The sequence below is a fragment of the Pseudomonas multiresinivorans genome (assembly GCF_012971725.1).
GTDB lineage: Bacteria > Pseudomonadota > Gammaproteobacteria > Pseudomonadales > Pseudomonadaceae > Pseudomonas > Pseudomonas multiresinivorans.
This window is the reverse complement of record NZ_CP048833.1, coordinates 2,889,731-2,913,223: the sequence shown is the minus strand read 5'-3', so window position 1 is coordinate 2,913,223 and position 23,493 is coordinate 2,889,731. Positions and strand designations below refer to the sequence as shown.

The following is a 23,493-nucleotide window of genomic DNA, read 5'->3' as shown; positions in this document are numbered from 1 at the left end:
GACCTGCCTGCCGGGAGCTGATGCCGGGCGCATCCAGCCGCTGACGCCCCGGCCCCCGCCGCCGAGCCGCGCTGCCGGCGGTTGCATGCTGGCGGCGAAACGGCCTCGACCGGCGCGTCAGGCCTCACGCACCGGCCATGTCCAGCGCCGCCGCCTGTTCGTCGACCAACTGGCGGAACAGCTCCAGCGAGCGCGAACGCGAGTCGCTGCGCCAGATCAGCCAGGTGTTCAGGCGGGCGAAGTCGCCAGCCATGGGCCAGGCGCTGACCGAGGCGCTGCCGGGCATGTTGCTCAGCATGCTGCGCGGCATCACCGCCAGGCCGCCGCCGGCGCTCACGCAGGCGAGCATGCTGTGGTAGGACTCCAGCTCGCGGATGGCGCCGGGCGCCGCACCATCGGCGGCGAACCAGCGCTCGAAGTGATGGCGATAGGAGCAGTTGTCGCGGAATACGTAGATCATCTCGCCATCGGCGTCCTGGCCGCGCCGGATCGGCGCATGGTGAGACGGCGCGACGACCAGCATCTCCTCGTCGAACACCGGCACGCCCTCGAGCGCCGGATGCCTGATCGGCCCATCGACGAAGGCCGCGATCAGTTCGCCGGCGATCACTCCGTCGATCATCTCGCCCGAAGGCCCGGTGGAAAGGTCCAGCTCTACCTTCGGGTACTGCTGGTGGTAGCGCGCCAGCAGGCGCGGGATGCGAACTGCCGCGGTGCTCTCCAGCGAGCCGATGGGAAAGCGCCCGGTGGGCTCCTTGCCGGAGACCACCACCCTCGCCTCCTCCACCAGGCCGAGGATGCGCGTGGCGTAGACGAGGAAGTCGTGCCCGGCCAGGGACAGCCGCAGGCGATTGTTCTCGCGGATGAACAGGTCGGCACCCAGGTCTGCTTCCAGCTGCTTGATCCGCGTGGTGAGGTTGGACGGCACCCGGTGCATGGCCTGGGCGGCGGCAGCGATGCTTTTGTGGGTCGCCACGGCACAGAAGATTTCCAGCTGGACCAGATCCATTTCATTCTCCAATCGAGAGTGTAATCGTCATTATTATTCAGTTTTCATAAGCATCATTCAACGCGACACTGGCTCCATCCCGCCCACTCACCCTCAGGAGCGAGCCATGAACGTCACCCCGCAGACCCACGCGATCTCCCGCAACCCCGCCACTGGCGAGGTGATCGACAGCTACGCCTTCGAATCCGCCGAGGCCCTGGAGCAGGCCCTGGCCCGCGCAGCCCAAGGCTATGCCGGCTGGAAGCGCACGCCCATCGAGCAGCGCGCCGCCGCCCTGGTGCGTCTCGGCCAGGCCCTGCGCGCCAATGCCAACGCTTTCGCTGCCACTATCACCGCCGAGATGGGCAAGCCGATCACCCAGGCCCGTGGCGAAGTGGAAAAGTGCGCCGGCCTGTGCGACTGGTACGCCGCCAATGGTCCGCAGATGCTCGCCGCCGAGCCGACCAGCGTGGAGCACGAGCGCGCCTGGATCGAATACCGCCCGCTGGGCCCGATCCTCGCGGTGATGCCGTGGAACTTCCCGATCTGGCAGGTGCTGCGTGGCGCGGTGCCGGCGCTGCTGGCGGGCAACACCTATGTGCTCAAGCATGCGCCGAACGTCATGGGCAGCGCCTACCTGATGCTGCAGGCGTTCCAGCAGGCGGACTTCCCGGCAGGCGTGTTCGAGGTGATCAACGTCGGTAACGACCTGGTCTCCCAGGCCATCCGCGACGACCGCATCGCCGCCGTGACCGTCACCGGCAGCGTGCGCGCCGGTTCGGCCATCGGCTCCCAGGCGGGCGCTGCGCTGAAGAAGTGCGTGTTGGAACTGGGCGGCTCGGACGCCTTTATCGTGCTTGCCGACGCCGACCTCGATGTCGCCGTGAAGGCGGCCGTCGCCGGGCGCTTCCAGAACTCCGGGCAGGTCTGCGCCGCGGCCAAGCGCTTCATCGTCGAGGACAGCATCGCCGACGTCTTCACCGAGCGCTTCGTCGCTGCCGCCCGCGAACTGGTGATGGGCGATCCGACCCAGGCGCAGACCTACGTCGGCCCGATGGCCCGCTTCGACCTGCGCGACGAGCTTGACGACCAGGTGCAGCGCACCCTGGCCGAAGGCGCCACCCTGCTGCTGGGCGGTGGCAAGGTCGACGGCGCAGGCAACTTCTACCAGCCCACCGTGCTGGCCGACGTCACCCCGGACATGACCTCGTTCCGCGAAGAGCTGTTCGGCCCGGTGGCCTCGATCATCCGCGCGAAGGACGCCCGTCATGCGCTGGAGCTGGCCAACGACAGCGATTTTGGTCTGACTGCCACGGTGTTCACCGCCGACCTCGCCCGTGCACGGCAGATGACCGCCGAGCTGGATGTCGGTGGCGTGTTCATCAATGGCTACAGCGCCAGCGATCCCCGCGTCGGCTTCGGTGGCGTGAAGAAGAGCGGCTTCGGTCGCGAACTGTCGCACTTCGGCGTACGCGAGTTCTGCAACGCGCAGACCGTGTGGGTCGACCGCCGCTAAGCGCCGAAAACGCAACGGCCCGCCTCGAAGGCGGGCCGTTCTGCATCCGGTTGTGGTATCAGATCGTGCGCGAGAAACGCTCCTGCTGCCCACCGCCCAGGTAGGCATCGAAGGCCATGGCCACGCTGCGCATCATCAGTTGCCCCTGGGGCAGCAGCACCAGCGCATCGTCGTGCAGTTCGATCAGGCCGTCGCCAACCTGCTCCTGCAACTGCCGCAACGCCCCTTCGAAGTACTCGCCAAAACGAATGCCGTGGCTCTCCTCCAGCGGCGCGTAATCCACCCGACCATGGCACATCAGCGCGCTGATCACCTCGCGGCGCAGGCAGTCGTCGTCAGTCAGGCGGTAGCCCTTGTGCACCGGCAGCAGGCCCTGGTCGAGCCGCGCGTAATACTGCGACAGCTCCTTCACGTTCTGCCCGTAGGTATCGCCGACCTTGCTGATGGACGAGACGCCCAGGGCAATCAGGTCACAGTCGGCGTGGGTCGAATAACCCTGGAAGTTGCGCTGCAGGGTGCCGTTGTTGCGTGCGACCGTAAGCTCGTCGTCCGGCAGGGAAAAGTGGTCCATGCCGATATAGACGTAGCCCGCCTCGGTCAGCCGCTGGATGGTCAGTTCCAGCAGCTCCAGCTTGCGCTCGGGCGGCGGCATGTCCTCGCGGCGGATCAGCCGTTGCGCGCGCACCCGCTCCGGGAGGTGGGCGTAGCTGTAGGCGGCGATGCGGTCCGGGCGCAGGGCGATGATCTTGCTCAGCGTGGTGTCGAAACTCTCCACCGTTTGCAGCGGCAGGCCGTAGATCAGGTCCACCGACACCGACTTGAAACGCGCCTCGCGGGCTGCCTGTACCAGGTCGAAGACCTGCTGTTCGCTCTGCACGCGGTTGACCGCCTGCTGCACCTGCTCGTCGAAATCCTGCACGCCGAAACTCAGGCGGTTGAAACCCTGGGCGCGCAGCTCGGCGATGCGTTCGCGGCTGATGGTGCGCGGGTCGACCTCGATGGAGAACTCGTGGGCATCGCTCTCGTCGAGGTTGAAATGCTCCCGCAGGCTGCCCATCACCTCGCCCAGCTGCTCGCTGGTCAGGTAGGTCGGCGTGCCGCCGCCCAGATGCAGCTGGGTGAGCTTGCGCGACCCGTCGAACAGCGCCGCCTGCAGGGCGATCTCGCGCTTGAGGTACTCCAGGTACTCCACGGCGCGGTGGGTCTTCTGGGTGATGATCTTGTTGCAGGCGCAGTAGTAGCAGAGGCTCTTGCAGAACGGGATGTGGATGTACACCGAGAGCGGCTTGGCCGCGCTTTCGTTGCCGCGATGGTTACTGCGCTGTGCGGCCGCCCGGTAGTCGTCGGCGGCGAAGGCGCCATGGAACTGCGGCGCGGTGGGATAGGAGGTATAGCGCGGGCCGGGACGGTCGTACTTCTCCACCAGCGCGCGGTTGAAACTCATCGATTCGGGCATGACACGGGCTCCTGAGGCGCTGGCAGTCTGACGCTGCGAGTCGCGCGGCAACCTTACACCTGCCCGCGGGAGCGCTCCCTGCGCAGGATCAAGACTTCCATCCAGTCAGGCATATCGCAGCATTCTCACGCCAGTATCCGACCGCTGGCGCAGGATCAGGAGCCTTCGCGGCGGATGGTCGAGAGAAAGCTCGTGGGAATCGACATCAGCAGGATGTAGGCCGACACCGCCAGCATCAACCCGCCGCTGCCCAGCAGCAGGTAGCGGCGCTCCTTCACCACCGTCATGTCCAGCCCGCCGGAGAAGAGGATCCATCCCAGCCCCGCCAGGGCCACGGTGAACAGGATCGCGATCAGGTAACTGGCGGCAACGATCAGGAACCAGAGCGGACTCCAGCGCCGGCGTGTCGGTTTTTCCATGGCTTCGGGCCTCCCAGCCCCACAGCGAATACTCACGAATCCGCACAGTCTGATGGCCAGTGGCCGCTTCGGCAATCCGACAAAAGCGGAAGAAGCGCTTTCCAGACGCGACAGAACGGCTGCAAACCCGACCGGAAGCACCCGGCCGACATACCGGAAAACCAGCAAGGGCGCTTACAATCACGTTTTTTACCGCAAGTGCAGTACGGTTCAGGAAATGGCGCTCGATCCACCCACCATGTTGACTATTTCGGTCGCCCTAGCGGCGGCCGCAGCGCTGTATCTGGCCATCGAATGGCGCAGCGTGCGCGAACGCTCGCTGCTCTACTGGAGCGCCGGTTTCGCCACCATCACCCTCGGTTCCACCCTCGCGTTGCTGCGCATGAGCGGCTATCTGCTGGTCGGCGTCTGGTTCGCCAACGGCCTGCTGGTGCTGGCGCACTGGTTCTTCCTCAGCGGGGTGGCGAAGTTCACCGAAGCACGGCTTTCACGGGGCTGGTTGCTCGTCCCGCTCACCTGGATAGCGCTGCTGGCGCTACCCGACGGCGGCCCGCTGTGGTCCAAGCTCATGCTGCTGGCCAATTCCTGGCTGGTCGCCCTGCTCTCCCTGCGCGCCAGCTACCTGCTGCGGCCCCACGGCAAGTCCCTGAGCGTGGGTGCGGTGCAGCTGCGCTATGTGATGCTGGTGCATGGCGCCTTCTACCTGGCCAAGGGCGCGACCGTGATCATCCCCGGCACGCTGATCGACCTCGCCGCCTTCCGTGGCGAGATCATCCAGATCTCCCTGGTGGAGGGCGCGATGGCGATCATGCTGATCGCCCTGTCGATGACCGGCACCGAACGCTACCGCCGCGAAAAGCGCATCGCCCGCCTCGCCGCACGCGACCCGCTGACCGCCCTGTACAACCGCCGTGCCCTGGAAATGCGCGCGCCCCGCGTGTTCGAGGAAATCTGCCCCGAGCGCCCCGGCGCGCTGCTGCTGATCGACATCGACAACTTCAAGCAGGTCAACGACCTGCACGGACACACCGCCGGCGACCGCCTGCTGGTGGCGCTCAGCGAGATGATCCGCGCGGCACTCCCCGAGCGGGCCGTGGCGGCGCGCCTGGGTGGCGACGAGTTCGTCATCCTGCTGAGCAATGTCGGCGGCGAACAGGTGATGGCGCTGGCCGACAAGCTGCGCGAGCAGTTCCAGACCACAGCCACGCAGAACTTTGCCACGCCCCAGGCCGTCACCCTGAGCATCGGCGCCAACCTGTTCGACCAGCCGCCGGCCAGCCTCGCCGCGCTGATCGAGCAAGGCGACGCCGCGCTCTATGAATCCAAGCGCGGCGGCCGCGACAGCATCCGCCTGATGGACCGCACGCTGGCTGGCGGCGATCCACTGCGGCTGGGCTGATGTTCGGAGCAGGATGAGCCCTCAGCGCCACAGCTGCGCAAGCACTGTGGCGTTTCTCTGAAACGACTCAGCTGCGGCGCGCCGATGCGGCGTACTGGGGCATGGTGATGCAGCCGATGTTGCCGCCGCCCAGGAGGATTTCCCGCGAGTTGTCGATGCCGATCACGCGCTTCTCCGGGAACAGCTCGGCCAGCACGCCCTGGGCAATGCGGTCGTTGGGGTCATTGAAGAACGGCATGACGATGGCGGAATTGCCGGTATAGAAGTTGATGTAGGACGCGCAGATCTTCGTGCCTTCCTGGCGATCAAAACTGCCATCGACCTGGTCCAGCCCCTCGGCTTCGGCAGCGGTCCACTCCAGCACCCGCGGCTGCGGCAGCTTGTGCACCTCCAGCGCATTGCCGCGGGCATCGCGGGCGCTGCACAGCACGTCGTAGGCCTCCTGATAAATCTCCCACTGCGGGTCGTCGCGGTCGTCGGTCCACTGCATCACCACTACGCCGGGCCGCACGAAGCAGGCAAGATCGTCGACGTGGCCGTCGGTTTCGTCGAACTTGCAGCCACGGGGCAGCCAGATCACCTGCTCGGCGCCCAGGTAGTCGCAGAGTCGGCGGGTGACTTCCTCCTTGCCCAGGTGAGCATTGCGGTTGCGGTTGAGCAAGCACTGCTCGGTGGTCAGCAGGGTGCCCTGGCCGTCACTGCGGATGCTGCCCATCTCGGCGATGATCGACGCGCGATAACGGTCGAAGCCTTCAATCTCGAGGATCTTCTGCGCGATCTGGTCGTCCTTGTCCCAGGGGTAGTAGAGGCCGCCGTCGAGACCACCGTAGGCGTTGAACTGGAAGTCCACGCCACGCATCTCGCCGGTTTCGTCATTCACCAGGAAGGCCGGGCCGCTGTCGCGGAACCAGGTGTCGTTGCAGGTCATTTCCACCACCCGCACCTGCTCGGGCAGCATGCGCCGGGCGTTGGCGTATTGCGCGGCGGAAGCGCAGACGGTGACCGGCTCGCTGCTGGCAATAGCCGTCACCACCTCGACCCAGATTTTCTGCGCCGGCTTGCCGCCGTTGCGCCAGACGTCCGGCCGCTCCGGCCAGCCCAGCCAGCAGCGGGCCTTGGGTTCGAATTCGCCGGGCAGGCGGAAGCCGTCCGCCTTGGGCATTGTCGAGTGGGTGCGGGACATCGTGGCGCTCCGGAGTCAGGGAGGGGAATGGCCCAAGGTTGCCGGCCCAGTGCGGTGGAAACCAATGATGAATTTCGCGGAATACCTGAACTGGATTCATCATTCGCTCCAACAAACGATGAATTTCCATGCGACGTAGGAGCGGACTCCGTCCGCGATGGTCCCGCCCAGCTGCCTGGCACATTGGAGCGGCGGTCAGTCGATCGCGGACGGAGTCCGCTCCTACGCGATCCCCTCTCACATCAGCTATCAACCAGCTGCTCGGTAAACCATTCGATGAAGTCCGCCACCGCCGGCTTCTCCAGGCGCAGGCGCTCGCAGACGAGGGCGTACTGCCCCAGGGAGGTGATCTGCGCGGCGAAGGGCCGGACCAGCCGGCCGCTGGCCAGGTCCTCGGCGCTGGTGAGGTTGTCGCCGATGGCCACGCCCTGCCCGCGCACCGCCGCCTCCATGGTCAGCCCGGCGTGGCCAAGGTAGACGTGCCGGCTGGGGCGGATGTCGCTGGCATGAGTGGTCAGCCAGGCAGTCCAGGACTTACCGTCCTGGTCGTCGTGCAGCAGGCAATGCCGCGCCAGGTCACGCGGATGCTTGAGCGGCGACTGGTTGAACAGGCCGGGGCTGCACACCGGGAAGAACTGCAGGGTCGGCAGCGGCCGCACGAAATAGCTGCTCGCGTCTACCGGGCCGGTACCGTAGGTGATCGCCAGGTCGATCTCCGCCGCCGGCCCCGGAGCCTCCAGCGGCTGTTCGTGCAGGTGCAGGACGATCTCCGGGTAGCGCTCGGCGAAATCCGCCAGCCTGCCCACCAGCCACTTCTGCGCCAGCTCGACCGTCACCGCCACATGCAGCTGGGCCTGGGATCCGGGGTCGCGCAGCTCGTCGCACGCCGTGCCGATCAGCTCGAAGGCCTGCTGCAGGCTGCGCAGCAGGCGGCGCGCCTGGGGAGTGGGCTGCACCTGGCGACCCTGGCGCTCGAACAGCGTCGCCCCCAGTTGCTCTTCCAGCTGGCGAATCTGGTGGCTGACCGCACTGTCGGTGACGCACAGCTCGGCGGCGGCGCGGCCGAAATGCGCGTGGCGGGCGGCGGACTCGAAGGTACGCAGGGCGGTAAGTGAAGGCAGGCGGCGCATGGGCATGGTGTCTATTCGAAAAATGGCGGCCGGCATGCTGACTGAGACGCCGCGCCCAGCGCAAGGCAGCGTACCGCAGCCCTCTTCATGGGCAGCATTCATTTCAGGCCAGCCAGTCCGATCTGCCTATCGCCTGGATCGTCCAGAACCGGGTTACAACCGCACCGCCTCGCTCCGCCGCGCGCACCCCGCGAGCCCGGCATGTCACCCATCGAGCATCGGCGCGCCCTGAGGACCTGAGCGCTGGAGCTCGACGCCTCGACTGGCCGTGCCGGGCAAGCGACTGGACCGGCCCCGGACATCCATTTCGAATCTGGCACATCACCTGCATTCAAGAGCGAACACCTGCCTCGGATAACACCGCAAGGGTGTGCTGGTCCAAGCTGATGCGAGCGCACCGGGAACGCCACTGCGACGCATCCTGCCTCACTTGCGCCGATAGACGCTGAACAGCATGTACGATATGGAGTCCGCACGTGAGTCAGGGAACTTCACCCGGTTGGTGTTGGGCTCGAAAGCCAGGTCACTCCAATCCACGATGTGGTTTTCCTGGGGCACACGAACCACCCCGAACTCACCCGCCTTCAAGAACACCGACTTCTGATCACCGACCACCGAATCGCACGGCAGCAGGCTGGTCTTGTAGAAGGCGACTTTGTCGTTTCTCTTGATGGAATTGAACATTGCCGTGCCGACCTTGGTCAGCAACGCAGAGTATGGAAGGTTTGCAGAGATGCCCGATTCCTGCGCTGCCTTTGCCAGCTCCCTGGCAATGCCGGCGAACTGATCGAACCCATCTGCATCGAACTCGACGACCTCGAAACTGATGGTGTAATCCGACCCGTCATAGGTGTCGCTGTAGACCAACAGGTTCGCACCGTTCATATCAGTCCTGGGCAATGTGGAGTCGGTCACGTAGACAAGACGCCGCTCGACCGGGTTGGTCTGCGTCCCTCCCTGTACAGGGGTGGCCTTGGTTGCTTCCTGTGCCTGAGCAATGACCGGCGGAGTAACCGCCAACGGTACGACTGCCGGAGCGGCAACCGGCACAACAGCAGCCACGGCTGGAACCGCCGGTGCAGGGGCTGCGGGGGCGACAGGTTTTGCAGCAACAGGTGGTTGCACGGCAGGCTTCGCTACGGCGGGCGGTTGAGCAACAGGCGGTGCCGGAGCCGCTACGACAGCGCCCGTGCCAGGCCTGGATTTATTGACGGTAATGAAGACGCCCAACTCGTTCCCCGGATTGCTCGTCAGCTTTTCCAAGGTGCCATCGAATTCCCATCCAACGACGAAACTCTGAAGTCTCAGCTCAAAGGTTTGGCCGGTGGTCAAGCAAGAGGTCGAGGCGGGTGACCTGGTGTATCGGTCGTCAAACCTGTTCGTCGTGGGATCAACATAACGGCCTTCCGACAACCCGACCCATTTTGAATCTTCCTCTTGCTGAGTGGAGCATCCACCTAATCCCAGAAGCATCAGTCCAAGTATCGCGAGGCGCATTATTGTCTCACTCCCTGTGATGTTATTTTGCCGCCATTGCAAGATAGCGTCTCCCAAATGAGTGTCAACGAACCTGCCGGTAACCCCCACACCGTGCGCATCGTCATGAGCTCGCCTGCTCCGGCCTGTCTGAAGTCTTCCGTTTACCCATCGACACTCCTCCCTGATCCTTGTTGCCCTAGGGCATTGCATTCGGTTATTTTGATAATAATTCGCATTTGCACAGATTCTCGCCTGGCCTCCCATGACACGACCCATCGCCTGCGCCCACCGCGCCCAAGTGGCCAGCCTCTACCGCGAGAACCACGGCTGGATCCAGCAATGGATCAACCGCCGCCTGGGCAACGCCAGCGACGCCGCCGAACTGGCCCAGGACGTGTTCGTACGCCTGCTGGCGCAGCCGCGGGAGTTCGAGAGCGACGTGCACGCCCGCGCCTACCTGAGCCGCATCTCGCTGCACCTGTGCGTCGACTTCTGGCGCCGCAAGCAACTGGAAAAGGCCTGGCTCGAAGCCCTGGCACAGGTGCCGGAAAGCCATTGGCCGTCCCAGGAACACCAGGCGATCATCCTCGAAACTCTCGGCCAGCTGCAGGATCTGCTGGAGCGCCTGCCATCCAAGGTCGCCGCCGCTTTCAGCCTGTCGCAGCTGCATGGCCTGGGCTACCGGGAAATCGCCGAGGAGCTGGGCGTTTCCGTGCGCAGCGTGACCAAGTACATCGCCCAGGCCATGTTCCAGTGCGCCCTGCTCGAAGCGGAACTCGACGGAGTGCTGCAATGAGCGCAAAACCCGGCCTCGACCACGCCACGCTGGAAAGCGCCGCCGACTGGTTCGCGCGCCTGCAGGAGGCACCCAACGACACCGAGCTGCACGCCCAATGGCGCCGCTGGCTCGACCAGGGCGAGGCGCAGCGCCTGGCCTGGAGCTACATCGAACGGATCAGCCAGCGCTTCGCTGGCATCCAGCAGCAAGGCCCCGCAGCGCACCGGACGCTGGCCATCCTGCGCAACGGCAAGCAGACGCGCCGCCGGCTGCTCAGCCAGCTCAGCGTGCTGGCGGGCGCCGGCGTGTTCGGTTGGCTGGGTTGGCGCGCCAACCCCATCGACAGCCTGCACGCCTGGCGCGCGCAGTACCGCACGGCGATCGGCGAGCGCCGCAGCGAACGGCTGAGCGACGGCACGCAACTCTGGCTCAACAGCGACAGCGCGCTGGACGTGCACTTCGACGACGGCCGCCGCGAGCTGGTGCTGTACGCCGGTGAAGTGTTGATCGAGACCGGGCACGGCGACAGCCGTCCCTTCCAGGTACGCACCCGTGCTGGCCTGCTGCAACCGCTGGGCACGCGCTTCAGCGTGCGCGAGCTCGGCCCTCGCACGCAGCTCAACGTCTACCAGGGCGCCGTGCGCACGACCCTGCAGGACAGCGGCGCCAGCCTCGTCCTCAAGGCGGGCCAGGGCGTCATCTTCGATGCCCACGAGGCCGGTGCGCTGACCCGTGCCGAAGCTCGCCGCGAAGCCTGGAGCCGCGGCCTGCTGCTGGCCGAGGACATGCCCCTGGCGCAGTTCATTGAGGAACTGGGCGGCTACCGGCGTGGGCACCTGGGTGTCGACCCTGCGGTGGCCCAGCTGCGCGTCATGGGCAGCTTCCCGCTGGCCGATACCGACCAGGCCCTGGCGCAGCTCGAAGATGCATTGCCGGTGCGTGTGCAGCGGCGGTTCGACTGGTGGGTGACGGTGGTACCGCGCCGCTAGGCAACCGAGTCGAGCCCCGGTTCGCGAGCAAGCTCGCTCCTACGAAGAACCCAACCCCAGCTGTAGGAGCGAGCTTGCTCGCGAACTGCCGACGCATCCGCCAATTCAGGTTTCGCGCCCGAGAAAAAAGTTTTCGAGAATGGTTCCGATTTTCCGTCCTGCTTCGGATTACTAGGAAACACCCCTAATAACCGGACGCCAAGGAACCGGAATGTCACGCCAAGACCAGCACTTCCCGAGCAAAAAGCATCCCCTGTTTCTCGCCATTGCCCTGAGCCTGGCCACCGTCGGCCCACTCTCGGCGCCTTCCACCGCCATCGCCGAGCAAGCTCAGCGGCAGAACTTCGACATCCCCGCCGGCCCCCTCGCCCGCCAGCTCAACGAACTGGCCGCGCAGACCGGCCTGCTGCTGGCCACCGACGCCCAGCTGACCCGCGACCGCCAGAGCCAGGCCGTGCGCGGCCACTACAGCGCCGAGGAAGCGCTGGACCTGATGCTCATGGGCAGCGGCCTCGCCGCGCAGCGCAACGGCAACCGCTACCAGTTGGTGCTGATCCCGCAGGACGACGCCGCGCTGGAAATGAGCGACACCACCATCATGGGCCAGGGCATGGGCCAGGCCACCGAGAACTCCGGCAGCTACACGCCGGGCCTGACCAGCGTCGGCTCGAAGACCCCGACCTCGCTGAAGGAAACCCCGCAATCGATCTCGGTGCTCACTCGCCAGTTGATGGACGACCGCCAGATCGCCGACCTCAACGACGCCATGAAGGCGGTGCCGGGCGTCACCGTGCAGAGCAACACCTTCCGCATCCAGGACTTCTACTCGCGCGGCTTCGCCATCCAGAACATCCAGCTCGACGGCGCCGCGCCCATGGCGCTGGGCACCACCGCCGGCTCGTTCTACTCCTCCAACGTCTACGACATGGCCGAGTTCGACCATGTCGAAGTGCTGCGCGGCAGCTCCGCGCTGTTCGGCGGCACCGGCGACCCTGGCGGCATCATCAACCTGGTGCGCAAGCGCCCGCTGGACACCTACCAGCTCAAGTTCAGCGCCTCCGCCGGCAGCTGGGACAACTACCGCAGCGAGCTCGACGTCACCGGCCCGCTGGGCTTCGACGGCAAGCTGCGCGGGCGCGCGGTAGTGGCCTACCAGGACCGCCAGTACTTCACAGACAACCGCGCCACCGACAAGCCGATCTTCTACGGCGTGCTGGAAGCCGACGTCACCGATGACACCATGCTCACCGCCGGCCTGCGCTTCAACAAGGTCCACGAGACTGGCACCGCCAATGCCGTGCCGCGCTACAGCAACGGCGTCGACCTGGGCCTGCCGCGGCATACCGGGCTGTCCACCACCTGGGCCTACGCCGACGGTTTCTCCCGCGAATACTTCGCCAAGCTCGACCATCGCCTGAACGACGACTGGAAACTCAACCTCAGCTACACCAACATCTACGACACCATCGAGACCAACAACGCCACCACCCTGGGCTCGGTGAACCCGGTGACCGGCGCCGGCGTCACCCGCTACGGCACCTGGATCACCCAGTGGAGCGAGCAGGACCTCTGGGACGCCAACGTCTCGGGCAACTTCAGCCTGTTCGGCCTGAACCACCAGCTGACCGTCGGCGGCGACTACCAGGACATCGACAGCCGCTGGCAGGGCACGCCGCGCTTTGCCAGCGCCGGCGGCGCGGTGGACGTGTTCGACCCGAACTCCACACCCTGGACCGACCCCGGCGTGCGTCCGGACGTTACCCGCGACTACAGCCCCAATAGCCAGACCCAGTACGGCCTCTACTCCAGCCTGCGCCTGCAGCTGGCCGACCCTCTGCACCTGATCCTCGGCGCGCGGGTGCAGCGCTACAAGTTCGACCAGACCTACCAGAGCCTGGCTAATGGTGTGTGGGGCGTGCAGTCGCGTGTGGACATGCGCGAGCCGACCAGGACCACGCCCTTCGGCGGCATCGTCTACGACCTCACCGACGAATGGGCTGCCTACGCCAGCTATGCGGAAATCTTCAAGCCGCAGCAGAACCTCATGGCCGGCCCGCTGGGCAGCGGCAGCACCCTCGACCCCATGACCGGCAAGACCTACGAAACCGGCCTGAAGGGCGAGCTGCTGGGCGGCACAGTGAACACCAGCGTGGCGCTCTACTACACCAAGCGTGAAGACCAGGCCGTGCTGGACCCACAGTACGAAGCCACTTCCGTGCTGTTCGGCGGCAACTGCTGCTACGTCAACGGCGGCGAGGTGACCAGCAAGGGCGTCGACATGGAAATCTCCGGCGAGCTGCTGCCGGACTGGATGCTGATGGCCAGCTACACCCTCAACCTCAACAAGAACCGCACCGCCGGGGGCCAGCTGAGCACCGTCACGCCCAAGCACATGGCCAAGCTGTTCACCACCTACCGCCTGCCGGGCGACTGGTCGAAGTTCCGCGTCGGCGGCGGCGTCGATATCCAGAGCGCGACCAAGGTCAGCGGCACCGCCTCCACCTATGACGGCAATGGCAACGTGGTGCAGAGCAACGTGCCGTTCGACTACCAGCAAAGCGGCTACGCGGTGTGGAACGCCCTGGTCGACTACCAGCTCGATGAACACTGGAACGTCGCACTCAACGGCAACAACCTGTTCGACAAGAAGTACTACCAGACGGTCGGAACCTCGACCTACGGCAACGTCTACGGCGACCCGCGCAACTTCATGCTGACCGTGCGCGCTACATACTGAGGATCGCGCCTTCATCAAAGCTTAATCTCGCGCCGGCAGACTGAACCCAGTCACCAATGGTGCGTGACCCATGAATGCTGCCTGTTCCAGGCAGCATTTTTTTTGGCCCGAAAAACGCTGCATGCCCGCGCCGGTGCCCGGACAACCCGGCAGATTGCTGCTATATGCCTTGAGGCACGCGCTGCCGCGCGGCCGCCTCTTCTTGCGCCTTCGTATGGACACCGGCATGCCGATCCACCGCTCCAGCACCATCCTGGCCAGCAGCCTGGGCCTGACTGCCGCCATCAGCGCCCTGTCGCTCTGGGCCATCCTGGAAATGCGCCACGACGCGCTGGAAGTCGCCAGTGCCAATGGCCACAACATCGCCCTGCTGGTGCAACGCGATATCCAGCGCAATCTCGACCTCTACGACATGAGCCTGAAAGCAGTCGTGCATGCCCATTCCGAGCCCGAGGTGCGCGCACTCTCCGGCGAGGTACGCCAATCGCTGCTCGAGGACTACACCGCACCGACCCATGGCATGGGCTCGATGTTCATCACCAATGCCCAGGGCATAGCCACCTTCAACTTCGGCAAGGAAATCCCCGGGCGTATCGACCTGTCCCGGCGCGAGTACTTCCAGGCGCAGCGCGAGGCGAGCGGAAACGAGCTGCTCATCAGCCACCCCTACATTCCCTACTCCAGCAACGCCCGCAACAGCATCGCCCTGAGCCGACGCCTGGAGCACGAGGACGGCAGTTTCGCCGGCGTGGTCGGCGCCAATCTGGAACTGAGCTACTTCCGCGAGTTATTCAGCGGCCTCAACCTGGGCGAAGGCGGCACCGTCAGCCTGCACATGCGCGACGGCACGTTGCTGGCACGCTGGCCCGACTCACCGCCCACCGGGACCCTGGCCGGAGCGCTGGAACACTACCTGGCCAGCGGCGAGGAAACCTTCTTCGACCGCGGCAGCGACGGCGTCAAACGCTGGCACGACTTCCGCCCCGTGGAGGGCTACCCGTTGGTGTTCAGCGTGGCCCTGCCCTCCAGCGAGATCTACGAGGACTGGTACTGGCGCGGCGGATTGATCGCCCTGCTGGGTCTCGCCCTGGATGGCACGGTGATCGGCCTGGCACTGATCGCCCTGCGCCAGATGCGCCAGCGCGACCGGAAGGAAGCCGAGTTGCAGATGGCGGCCAGCACCGATCCGCTGACCGGGCTGAACAACCGCCGCGCCTTCGACCTGCGCGCCGGCCACGAGTGGTCGCGTTACCAGCGCAGCGGTGCGGCGCTGTCGGTCATGCTCATGGATATCGACAAGTTCAAGGCCTACAACGACCACTACGGTCACCCCGCCGGCGATGCGGCGCTCAGGACCGTGGCCCAGGTGATCGCCGAGTGGACCCGGCGCCCAGCCGATTGTGCGGCGCGCTTCGGCGGCGAGGAGTTCGTCGTATTGCTGGGCGACAGCGAAGAGGCCGACGCCCTGGCGCTGGCCGAGCAAATCCGCGCCAGCCTGCAGGGGCTCGCCGTACCACACGAACACGGCCCGCTGGGCGTACTCACCCTGAGTATCGGCGTGGCCAGCACCTCGCGCTTCAGCCCGGCCAACTGGGCCGAGCTGCTGCAATCTGCCGACAGCGCGCTCTACCAGGCAAAGAATGGTGGACGCAACCGCGTGGTCGGCTTCCACCCCGCCGAGGTCGAATCGTCCTAGCTTCGAGCGCCTCGCAGGCTCAGCACCTTCAGCTCGCACTCGAACAGGAACTCGAACGCCTCCACCTGGCGCAGCGCATCGCTCATGTGTGCGCCCCAGGTGTACAGGCCATGACCGCGAATCAGGTAGCCGGGGCAATCCGGGTGCGCGTCCAGCCAGGGCTGCACCTTGGCTGCCAGGCCGGCGATGTCCTGGTCGTTGTCGAAGATGGGCACAGTGACTCGGCCCTCGTGGGTGGTAACCCCGGAAAAGGCCTTCTGCAATTCGTAGTCCTGCAGCTCCAGGCGGTCACCGGCAGTGAGGCGTGACAGCACCGTGGCGTTGACCGAGTGCGTATGCAGCACCGCGCCGATCTCCGGGCGCCAGGCGTAGAGCTGGGTGTGCAGCAGGGTTTCCGCCGAGGGCTTCTTGCCCGGTTCGAGACTGTGTCCGGCCAGATCGGTCTCCAGCACATCGTCCTCGCCGAGCTGGCCCTTGTGCTTGCCCGAAACGGTCAGCAGCGCACGGTCGGCGGCCAGGCGCGCCGAGTAATTGCTGCTGGTGGCCGGCGACCAGCCACGACCGTAGAGGAAACGGCCGGCATCGATGATCTGCCGGGTGAGTTGCTGGCGCGTATCGGTCATGTCAGTACAGGTCCGTATCAAGAGGCGGCGAGCAGTTCGCGCAAGTGGTGGTTGACGACCTGCGGCTTCTCCAGCATCAGCTGGTGACCGCAATTCTCCAGTATCTCGAACTGCGATCGGGTAAGCCGCTCGTGAAGGGCGCGAGCGCGCTCGGCGGGGGTCAGCCCGTCGCTGTCGCCGGAGAGGATGCGGATCGGCAGCAGCAAACGGTCCAGCTCGTTTTCCGGCAGCCACTCGGCCTGGCTCACCAGTGCCTTGAACACATCAAGGCGGTTGCTGCGGGTCAATTGTTCTTCGTAGTCGATCAGTTCCGGATCGGCGTCGGCGTGCCAGGCGCGTTCGCGGAAGCCCCTGGACAACACCGGGCGGAACCACTCCAGCAGCCACGCCGGCAGCGACAGCAGGCCGCCGCGCCCGAGCGGGCGGCTGAGCTGGGTGCCCAGCAGCAGCGCCGAGTCGATCAGCGCGCCCTGCCCCTGGGCCTGCAAGGCCAGCAGGCTGCTGACGCTGAGGCCGGTGCCGAACGAATGTGCGGCGAGGATGTTGCGCTCACCGGCATGGCGCCGCAGCACCGCCACCTGATCGGCCACCAGCTCATCCCAGGCGTAGTCCGCCGCGCGCCGCGGCTTGTCGCTGGCGCCGTGGCCGAGCAGGTCCCAGGCCACCAGGCTGTAGCCTTCGGCCTCCAGCTCACGCCACTGTTCGCGCCATTGGTCCTTGTTGCCACCGCCCCCGTGGGCGAAGAACACCACGGTCTGCGGGTGACGATGCCCCTTGCTGTACGCCAGGCTGATGTGCCGGCCGGGGCGGATTTCCACGCGCTCGCCGCGCACCAGCGGCAGTGCTTGCGTCCAGTGTTCAGCCATGTTCGGCAGTCTCCTTGCTGTGGGCCAGGCCCAGGTGGTCGCGCAGGGTCTTGCCACTGTAGCGCCGACGGAACAGACCGCGACGCTGAAGTTGGGGCACCACCTGTGCAACGAAATCGTCGAGGCCGCCGGGCAGGTAAGGCGGCATGATGTTGAAACCGTCCGCCGCGCCGGACTCGAACCACTCCTGCAACTGGTCGGCGATGTCCGCGGCAGTGCCAGCAACCACGCGATGGCCACGGGCGTCAGCCATGTGCTGGTACAGCTGGCGAATGCTCAAGCCTTCACGGCGAGCCAGTTCCAGCAGCAGGTGCTGGCGGCTGATGCCGGACTCGGTCGGCGGCAACTCCGGCAGCGGGCCATCCAGCGGCAGTCGCGACAGGTCGAACCCACCGGCCACGTCCGACAGCAGCGACAGCCCGACCACTGGCTGCACCAGTTCCTGCAGCTGCGCGCGGCGCTCATCGGCCTGCGCGCGGCTGGCGCCGAGGATCGGCAGCACGCCGGGCATCACCTTCAGTGCGTCCGGATCACGGCCGTGGCGCGCCACCCGCAGCTTGATGTCACGGTAAAAGGCCTGGGCGCCGGCCAGTTCCGGCTGCGCGGTGAACAGCACTTCGGCCTGCCGCGCCGCCAGCTCCTTGCCGGCCTCCGAAGCACCGGCCAGTACCTGCACCGGCGCCACGCCACGGGCGGCCCAGCGTTCCCGAACACGCTGGAGGAAGTCCTCGGCCATGTGGTAGCGGCAGGCATGCTCGAAGTGACGGTCACGGCCGAAATTGCCGGCCTCCTCGGCGTTGCTCGAAGTCACCAGGTTCCAGCCGCTGCGTCCGCCGCTGAGGGATTCGAGGGTGGCGAAGATATCCGCCACGTTCGCCGCATCGTTGTAGGACGAAGTGACAGTCGCCACCAGCCCGATGTACCGGGTGCTGACGGCGAGATGCGCCAGCAGCGTCAGCGGCTCGAAGTGCTCGGTGCGCGCCATGCGGCTCAGCGCATCCAGCCTTCCGGGCAGCATGGCCAGGGTATCGGAGAGGAAGATCGCATCGAAGCAGCCGCGCTCGGCGGTGCGCGCCAGGGCCTGGTAATGCCCGACATCCAACCCGCCACCGGCATGCGCGCGGGGATGCCGCCAACCCGCCAGGTGATGCCCGGTGGCCATGAGGAAAGCGCCCAGCGCCATCTGTCGCGGCGCCGTCATGCGGGCTCCTCCAGGTCGCGAAGCGGATGCGCGGCGAGCAGCCGACGCGTGTAGTCATGCCTCGGGGCACACAGCACCTGCTGCGCATCGCCCAGTTCGACGATGCGTCCGCCCTGCATGACTGCGATGCGGTCGCACAGGCGCGCCGCCACCTGCAGGTCATGGGTGATGAATACCAGGCTCAGGCCCAGTTCGCGCAGGAGCTTTTCCAGCAGTTCCAGCACCTGCTGCTGCACCAGAGCGTCCAGCGCCGATACGCACTCGTCAGCCACCAGCACCTTGGGCTGCAAGGCCAAGGCGCGGGCGATGCCGATACGCTGGCGCTGCCCGCCGGAGAAGTCACGCGGGTAGCGCTCGAAGGCGGCCTCCGGCAAGCCGACCTGACGCAGCAGCTCCCGCGCGCGACGCTCCGCTTCGGCGGCGGGAACGCCATGGGCCAGCGGCCCGGCCATGATCTGCCGGCCAACGCGCTGGCGCGGGTTGAGCGAAGCAAATGGATCCTGGAAGACCATCTGCACTTGCTGGCGCAGCGGGCGCAGGCGACGCTGGGACAGCGATGCCAGGTCCTGGCCGCGCAGCAGGATCCGTCCGCCGTCCGGTCGCAGCAGACGCACCAGGGCACGGCCCAGGGTGGTCTTGCCCGAGCCGGACTCGCCGACTATCCCCAGGCATTCACCGGGGCGCAGGCTGAACGAAGCATCCGCCAGCGCGGTGACCCGGCGTCGGCGCCAGAGGCCCTGGCGGCTGTCGTAGTACTTGTGCAGGCCGGCCACCTCCAGCAGCGGCGCGGCGGTCTCATCGTAACGGCGTGGGCCGCGCTGACCGGGATTCAGCGCAGCCAGCAGCTGGCGCGTGTACGGGTTCTGCGGATGATCCAGCACCTGGCGCAGCGTCCCCTGCTCGACGACGCGGCCCTTTTCCATCACCAGCACGCGGTCGGCGATGGCCTCCACCACGGCGAAATCGTGGGTGATCAGCAGCACCGCCATGCCTTTCTCGCGGCGGATGCGTCGTAGCAGGTCGAGCACCTGCGCCTGGGTGCTGACGTCCAGCGCCGAAGTCGGCTCGTCGGCGATCAGCAACGCCGGCTCCAGCGCCAGGGCGATGGCGATCACCACCCGCTGGCGCTGCCCACCGGAGAGCTGGAAGGGATAGGCGTGATAGAGACTCTGTGGCTCCGGCAGGCCGACGTAGCCGAGCAGATCGAGCACGCGTTCGCGGCGCTTTGCCGCTGGTGCGACACCGTGGGCACGCAGGCTCTCGTCGATCTGCCGGCCGATGCTCAGCAGCGGGTTGAGCGCGCTCATGGGCTCCTGGAAGACCATGGCAATGTCCTTGCCGCGCAGCTCGCGCATGCCCTCGTCACTACGCCGGGCAAGGTCCTCGCCGCGAAAGCGAATGCTACCCGCCACCGGCTTCAGGTATGCCGGCAGCAGGCGCAGGATGGCATTGGCCAGCATCGACTTGCCCGAGCCGGATTCGCCCACCACGCAGAGCACTTCGCCGGCCGAAAGATCGACGGACAGCTCGCTCACCGCGCTGGCACGGTCGCCGCCCGCCGGCAGGTCGATGCGCAGATCGCGCACCTCCAGCAGTTTGCCGCTCATGGGCGTCCTCCCTGGTTTCCCGGTGCCTGCACGGCTTCGCGCAGCGCCTCGCCGACGCGCTGCACGGACAGCACCGTGAGCAGGATCGCCACGCCCGGCAGCAGGCTCATCGAGGGGGCTTCGCGCAGCAGGTTGCGCGAGGCGTTGATCATGTAGCCCCAGCTCATCGCTTCCGGGTCGCCCAGGCCGAGGAAGGCCAGCGCAGCTTCGGTGAGAATGGCGGCGGCGAGGATGAAGGTCAGGCTCACCAGCAACGGCGACAACGCGTTGGGCAGTATCTGCACGAAGACGATGCGCACCGGCGACTGGCCCAGCACCAGCGCCGCCTGGACGAACTCGCGCTGACGCAGGCTCTGGAATTCGCTGCGCACCAACCGCGCCACCGGCGGCCAGGCCACCAGTGCCAGGGCCAGCACCACCGAGCCCACCGAGGGCTCCATCAGGGCCACCAGGACCACCGCCAGCACCAGTTGCGGGATGATCTGGAAGCACTCGGCGATGCGCATCAGCAGCTCGTCGATCCAGCCGCCGAAGTAACCGGCGGTGGCGCCGATCAGCAGTGCCGGCAACAGGGTCGCCAGCGTTGCCAGCAGCCCAACGGTCAGCGAGGTACGCGCACCGTAGAGCAGCCCGGTAGCGATGTCGCGGCCGAGCATGTCGGTGCCCAGCCAGTGGCCGGCGTCGCTGAACGGCGGGATCAGCGGCCGCGCCAGCATCTCCCAGGGCGAGGCCGAGCATAGCCAGGGCGCCAGCAGTGCCGACACGGCGAGCAGGATCAGGAAGCCGGCGGCGAGAATGGCGCCGGGGCGCAGCAGAGCTTTCATCGCACCTCCCCCGCCGCGCCGATGCGCGGGTCCAGCAGGCGGCAGAGCAGATCGGTGAGGAAGTTGAACGCCACTACCAGGCAGGAGATAACCAGGAACACCCCCAGCAGCAGCGCATAGTCGCGCTGGCTCAGGGCGTCGTAGAGCAGCCGGCCGATGCCCGGCCAGGCGTAGACCACTTCGATCAGCAACGCGCCGCTGGCCAACTGGCCGAGTTGCAGGCCGGCGAAGGTCACCACCGGCACCAGTGCATTGCGCAACACGTGGGCAATAAGGATGCGCCCCTCGCTCAGTCCCTTGGCGCGAGCCAGGCGCACGTGCTCCTGGGGCAGGATGTCGAGCATGGCGCTGCGGGTCAGGTGCACGTACATCGCCAGGGACAGGAAGCTCAGCGACAGGCACGGCAGCAGCAAGTGAGCGAGGCGATCCGCCCACCAGTCCCAACCGCTCAGGTCGGCGCCAACGCTCTGCATGCCGAAGGCCGGCAGCCAGCCCAACTGCACCGAGAACAGCAGCACCAGCAACAACGCCAGCCAGAACGGCGGCGTGGCGAACAGTACCCAGACGGCGCGACCGATGAAGCGATCGAGCCGGCCGTTGCCCTGCTGGCTGCGAGCGGCGAGGACGCCGAGGGTAATGCCCAGCGTCAGCGACAGGGCGAAGGCCGAGCCCATCAGCAGCAGCGTGGCCGGCAAGCGCTCGGCGATCAGTTGCCAGACGCTTTCCTGGTTGCGGTAGGAGTAACCCAGGTCGAGGTGGGCGATCTGCGCGAGGTAACGCCACAGCTGCACGGGCAGCGGCAGGTCCAGGCCCATCTCGCCACGCAACCGGGCGATGTAGTCGGCGTCATCGCTGCCCGCCTCGCCCGCCATCAGCAGCGCCGGGTCGCCCGGCGCAAGGCGCAGCAGCAGGAAGGCGCCCACCAGCACCGCGACGATCAGAGCCAGCGCACGCCCCAGCCGCGCGCCGGCGTACAACAGCACATTCATTGCTTGGCGGGCTCCAGGTAAACCTCGGCGTAGCTGTCATTGAGGCTGGTGGCGCTGCGGATCAGGTTGTGCACGCGCTGCTGGTAGAGCGTGGGGAAGCGCATCTCAAAGATCGGCGCGATCGGCAGGTCGTCGTTGAGCTTGCGCTCCAGCTCGCCGTACACGGCCTGGCGGTCCGGGCCTTCGGGCGTGTTGGCGATGCGCTGCCAGAGCGCGTCGGCAGCGGCGTCGCTGTAGCCGGTGATGTTGGCGAAAGGCGAAGTCTTGAGGATGTAGTCGGTGCGGTACAGGTAGGCGGTAGTGAGGTAGGGATCGCCGATCTGGAAGATGAAGTTGTAGGTCAGGTCGAAGTCCCAGTCGCTGGCGCGCTGGTACCAGGTGGCGGCATCGGAGGTCGCCACTTGTACCTTGATGCCCAGCGGCTGCAACGCCTGCTTGGTGTACTCGGCCAGGCGCTCCCAGGCGCCACCCTTCTCGCCGTTGAGCAGGCGCACGCGCAGCTTGCTGACGTCCACGCCGGATTCGGCGATCAGCGCCTTGGCCTTGGCCGGGTCATAGCCGTACTGTGGCAGCTTGGGGTCGTGGAATGCGCCAAGGAACGGGCCGGCAGCCACGCGGCCGGTGCCGAAGAAGATGTTGTCGACGATGAACTGGCGGTTCAGCGAATAGAGGATCGCCTGGCGTACCTTGGGGTTGTCCAGGCCCGGCTTGCGGGTGTTGATCTGCAGGAAGGCCAGCCCCGGATACAGCTCGTAGCCCTTCTCCGAGGCCGCCACGCCCGGCAGCTGCGACAGGCGCTTGAGGTCGGCGTAGTCGGCGTCGCCGCTGCGCAGCACCTGTACCTCGCCGCGCTCGAAGGCGGCGGCGCGGGCAGCCGCATCGGGGATGACGTGGTAGACGATGCCGTCCAGGTACGGCAGGCCCTTGTGCCAATAGTCCGGGTTGCGCGCCAGGCGGATGTAGGCGCCGCGCTTCCATTCCTGGAACACGAACGGCCCCGTGCCCACCGGCTTGAGGTTATACGGGTTGCTGCGGTAGTCGGTGCCGGCATACAGGTGCTTGGGCACGATGGGCCGCAGGCCGCTGCCCAGGGCCGAGAGCAGCGGGGAGAAAGGTTTCTTCAGCTGGAACACCACCTGCTCGGCACCCTTGGCCTGCACGCTTTCCACGTACTCGCCGAAGATGCTCGCGATGCGCTTGTCCACTTCCGGGTAGAAGTCGTTGAAGCTGAACACCACGTCCTCGGCGCTGAAAGGTTCGCCGTCGTGCCATTTCACCCCGGGCTGCAGCTCGAAGGTGTAGGTCAGGCCGTCCGGCGATACCGTCCAGCTGCGCGCCAGGACTGGCTGCGGCTTGAGATCGGTGTCGAAGGTGATCAGCCCTTCGAGGATCTTGCCGCCGACGTACTGCGTGGCGACGTGGCTGACCACCGCGTGGGACAGTGACGGCGGCTCAGGCTGCGCCACCAGATCGAGCTGGCCACCACGGGTCGGTTCCGCCACGGCGGCGCCCGCCATGGCCAGGCCAGCAGCCAGCAGGCCGGCGAGCAGCAGGGCATGACGGGGGCGCCGGGGCGCGAAGCGGGAAATGGGAGTGGGCATGGAAGCTCCTGC

The 23,493-nt window shown here is 66.5% G+C and carries 19 protein-coding genes; 6 read left to right on the top strand and 13 right to left on the bottom strand.

Going from position 1 to position 23,493, the window contains the following annotated elements:
• Positions 1-124: 124 nt before the first annotated feature.
• Positions 125-1,009: a putrescine utilization regulator PtrR gene (gene ptrR, locus G4G71_RS13360; RefSeq protein WP_169938274.1), complete on the bottom strand. Its 885-nt coding sequence runs from the start codon at positions 1,007-1,009 to the stop codon at positions 125-127.
• 106 nt (positions 1,010-1,115) lie between these two features.
• Between ptrR and G4G71_RS13355 the strand changes: the two genes are divergently transcribed.
• On the top strand, positions 1,116-2,504 hold the full coding sequence (locus G4G71_RS13355; protein WP_169938273.1) for an aldehyde dehydrogenase family protein: 1,389 nt from the start codon (positions 1,116-1,118) through the stop codon (positions 2,502-2,504).
• A 58-nt stretch (positions 2,505-2,562) separates the two neighbouring features.
• On the opposite strand, the gene hemN is transcribed toward G4G71_RS13355, so the two are convergent.
• The gene (hemN, locus tag G4G71_RS13350; protein WP_169938271.1) at positions 2,563-3,960 is read right to left on the bottom strand and encodes an oxygen-independent coproporphyrinogen III oxidase; all 1,398 of its coding nucleotides are present in this window, start codon (positions 3,958-3,960) and stop codon (positions 2,563-2,565) included.
• A gap of 155 nt (positions 3,961-4,115) precedes the next feature.
• Complete coding sequence (locus tag G4G71_RS13345; protein WP_169938269.1) at positions 4,116-4,379, bottom strand: hypothetical protein; 264 nt, start codon at positions 4,377-4,379, stop codon at positions 4,116-4,118.
• 217 nt (positions 4,380-4,596) lie between these two features.
• Here G4G71_RS13345 and G4G71_RS13340 point away from each other — a divergent pair, with 217 nt between their 5' ends.
• Complete coding sequence (locus G4G71_RS13340) at positions 4,597-5,778, top strand: GGDEF domain-containing protein (RefSeq protein ID WP_169938267.1); 1,182 nt, start codon at positions 4,597-4,599, stop codon at positions 5,776-5,778.
• A gap of 67 nt (positions 5,779-5,845) precedes the next feature.
• Here G4G71_RS13340 and aguA read toward each other — a convergent pair whose 3' ends face one another.
• The 3 genes from aguA to G4G71_RS13325 all read right to left on the bottom strand — a co-directional run bounded on the left by aguA (position 5,846) and on the right by G4G71_RS13325 (position 9,423).
• Complete coding sequence (gene aguA / locus G4G71_RS13335) at positions 5,846-6,961, bottom strand: agmatine deiminase (protein WP_169938265.1); 1,116 nt, start codon at positions 6,959-6,961, stop codon at positions 5,846-5,848.
• A 242-nt stretch (positions 6,962-7,203) separates the two neighbouring features.
• Positions 7,204-8,091, bottom strand: a complete 888-nt coding sequence (locus tag G4G71_RS13330) for a LysR substrate-binding domain-containing protein (RefSeq protein WP_169942649.1) — start codon at positions 8,089-8,091, stop codon at positions 7,204-7,206.
• Positions 8,092-8,517: 426 nt separating this feature from the next.
• On the bottom strand, positions 8,518-9,423 hold the full coding sequence (locus G4G71_RS13325) for a hypothetical protein (protein ID WP_169938263.1): 906 nt from the start codon (positions 9,421-9,423) through the stop codon (positions 8,518-8,520).
• A gap of 409 nt (positions 9,424-9,832) precedes the next feature.
• Between G4G71_RS13325 and G4G71_RS13320 the strand changes: the two genes are divergently transcribed.
• From G4G71_RS13320 to G4G71_RS13305, 4 genes are all read left to right on the top strand, one after another.
• The gene (locus G4G71_RS13320) at positions 9,833-10,366 is read left to right on the top strand and encodes a sigma-70 family RNA polymerase sigma factor (RefSeq protein WP_169938261.1); all 534 of its coding nucleotides are present in this window, start codon (positions 9,833-9,835) and stop codon (positions 10,364-10,366) included.
• Positions 10,363-11,337 (top strand): FecR domain-containing protein, encoded by a 975-nt coding sequence (locus G4G71_RS13315; protein WP_169938259.1) that lies wholly within the window; start codon positions 10,363-10,365, stop codon positions 11,335-11,337. The genes G4G71_RS13320 and G4G71_RS13315 overlap by 4 nt, the downstream gene beginning before the upstream one ends.
• Positions 11,338-11,548: 211 nt before the next feature.
• Complete coding sequence (locus tag G4G71_RS13310) at positions 11,549-14,074, top strand: TonB-dependent siderophore receptor (RefSeq protein ID WP_169938257.1); 2,526 nt, start codon at positions 11,549-11,551, stop codon at positions 14,072-14,074.
• Positions 14,075-14,300: 226 nt separating this feature from the next.
• Positions 14,301-15,770, top strand: coding sequence for a sensor domain-containing diguanylate cyclase (locus tag G4G71_RS13305; RefSeq protein WP_169938255.1), 1,470 nt, complete (start codon positions 14,301-14,303; stop codon positions 15,768-15,770).
• Here the strand turns inward: G4G71_RS13305 and G4G71_RS13300 are convergent.
• From G4G71_RS13300 to G4G71_RS13270, 7 genes are read right to left on the bottom strand one after another with little or no spacing between them, the layout of a single operon-like run.
• Entirely contained in the window at positions 15,767-16,393 is a 627-nt protein-coding gene (locus G4G71_RS13300) for a methylthioribulose 1-phosphate dehydratase (RefSeq protein ID WP_169938252.1), read from the bottom strand. The genes G4G71_RS13305 and G4G71_RS13300 overlap by 4 nt on opposite strands.
• A 17-nt stretch (positions 16,394-16,410) precedes the next feature.
• Positions 16,411-17,259 carry an alpha/beta fold hydrolase gene (locus tag G4G71_RS13295; protein WP_169938250.1) on the bottom strand — a complete coding sequence of 283 codons (849 nt, stop codon included), beginning with the start codon at positions 17,257-17,259 and terminating at the stop codon, positions 16,411-16,413.
• Positions 17,252-18,460 (bottom strand): LLM class flavin-dependent oxidoreductase, encoded by a 1,209-nt coding sequence (locus tag G4G71_RS13290; RefSeq protein ID WP_205896264.1) that lies wholly within the window; start codon positions 18,458-18,460, stop codon positions 17,252-17,254. Before G4G71_RS13290 ends, G4G71_RS13295 begins: the two co-directional genes overlap by 8 nt.
• The gene (locus G4G71_RS13285; RefSeq protein WP_169938248.1) at positions 18,457-20,067 is read right to left on the bottom strand and encodes a dipeptide ABC transporter ATP-binding protein; all 1,611 of its coding nucleotides are present in this window, start codon (positions 20,065-20,067) and stop codon (positions 18,457-18,459) included. The genes G4G71_RS13290 and G4G71_RS13285 overlap by 4 nt, the downstream gene beginning before the upstream one ends.
• Positions 20,064-20,891, bottom strand: coding sequence for an ABC transporter permease (locus G4G71_RS13280; RefSeq protein WP_169938246.1), 828 nt, complete (start codon positions 20,889-20,891; stop codon positions 20,064-20,066). The genes G4G71_RS13285 and G4G71_RS13280 overlap by 4 nt, the downstream gene beginning before the upstream one ends.
• Entirely contained in the window at positions 20,888-21,880 is a 993-nt protein-coding gene (locus G4G71_RS13275) for an ABC transporter permease (protein WP_169938244.1), read from the bottom strand. The genes G4G71_RS13280 and G4G71_RS13275 overlap by 4 nt, the downstream gene beginning before the upstream one ends.
• On the bottom strand, positions 21,877-23,397 hold the full coding sequence (locus G4G71_RS13270; protein WP_338110209.1) for an ABC transporter substrate-binding protein: 1,521 nt from the start codon (positions 23,395-23,397) through the stop codon (positions 21,877-21,879). The genes G4G71_RS13275 and G4G71_RS13270 overlap by 4 nt, the downstream gene beginning before the upstream one ends.
• Between the last annotated feature and the right edge of the window lie 96 nt (positions 23,398-23,493).

Excerpts from the sequence above, each read along its gene's own strand:
- G4G71_RS13305 (WP_169938255.1), top strand. The coding sequence starts at position 14,301 with ATGCCGATCCACCGCTCCAGCACCATCCTGGCCAGCAGCCTGGGCCTG.
- G4G71_RS13275 (WP_169938244.1), bottom strand. The coding sequence starts at position 21,880 with ATGAATGTGCTGTTGTACGCCGGCGCGCGGCTGGGGCGTGCGCTGGCT.
- ptrR (WP_169938274.1), bottom strand. The coding sequence starts at position 1,009 with ATGGATCTGGTCCAGCTGGAAATCTTCTGTGCCGTGGCGACCCACAAA.
- G4G71_RS13270 (WP_338110209.1), bottom strand. The coding sequence starts at position 23,397 with ATGGCGGGCGCCGCCGTGGCGGAACCGACCCGTGGTGGCCAGCTCGAT.
- G4G71_RS13345 (WP_169938269.1), bottom strand. The coding sequence starts at position 4,379 with ATGGAAAAACCGACACGCCGGCGCTGGAGTCCGCTCTGGTTCCTGATC.
- hemN (WP_169938271.1), bottom strand. The coding sequence starts at position 3,960 with ATGCCCGAATCGATGAGTTTCAACCGCGCGCTGGTGGAGAAGTACGAC.
- G4G71_RS13355 (WP_169938273.1), top strand. The coding sequence starts at position 1,116 with ATGAACGTCACCCCGCAGACCCACGCGATCTCCCGCAACCCCGCCACT.
- G4G71_RS13330 (WP_169942649.1), bottom strand. The coding sequence starts at position 8,091 with ATGCGCCGCCTGCCTTCACTTACCGCCCTGCGTACCTTCGAGTCCGCC.
- G4G71_RS13310 (WP_169938257.1), top strand. The coding sequence starts at position 11,549 with ATGTCACGCCAAGACCAGCACTTCCCGAGCAAAAAGCATCCCCTGTTT.
- G4G71_RS13290 (WP_205896264.1), bottom strand. The coding sequence starts at position 18,460 with ATGACGGCGCCGCGACAGATGGCGCTGGGCGCTTTCCTCATGGCCACC.
- G4G71_RS13280 (WP_169938246.1), bottom strand. The coding sequence starts at position 20,891 with ATGAAAGCTCTGCTGCGCCCCGGCGCCATTCTCGCCGCCGGCTTCCTG.
- G4G71_RS13295 (WP_169938250.1), bottom strand. The coding sequence starts at position 17,259 with ATGGCTGAACACTGGACGCAAGCACTGCCGCTGGTGCGCGGCGAGCGC.
- G4G71_RS13300 (WP_169938252.1), bottom strand. The coding sequence starts at position 16,393 with ATGACCGATACGCGCCAGCAACTCACCCGGCAGATCATCGATGCCGGC.
- G4G71_RS13340 (WP_169938267.1), top strand. The coding sequence starts at position 4,597 with ATGGCGCTCGATCCACCCACCATGTTGACTATTTCGGTCGCCCTAGCG.
- G4G71_RS13320 (WP_169938261.1), top strand. The coding sequence starts at position 9,833 with ATGACACGACCCATCGCCTGCGCCCACCGCGCCCAAGTGGCCAGCCTC.
- aguA (WP_169938265.1), bottom strand. The coding sequence starts at position 6,961 with ATGTCCCGCACCCACTCGACAATGCCCAAGGCGGACGGCTTCCGCCTG.
- G4G71_RS13285 (WP_169938248.1), bottom strand. The coding sequence starts at position 20,067 with ATGAGCGGCAAACTGCTGGAGGTGCGCGATCTGCGCATCGACCTGCCG.
- G4G71_RS13315 (WP_169938259.1), top strand. The coding sequence starts at position 10,363 with ATGAGCGCAAAACCCGGCCTCGACCACGCCACGCTGGAAAGCGCCGCC.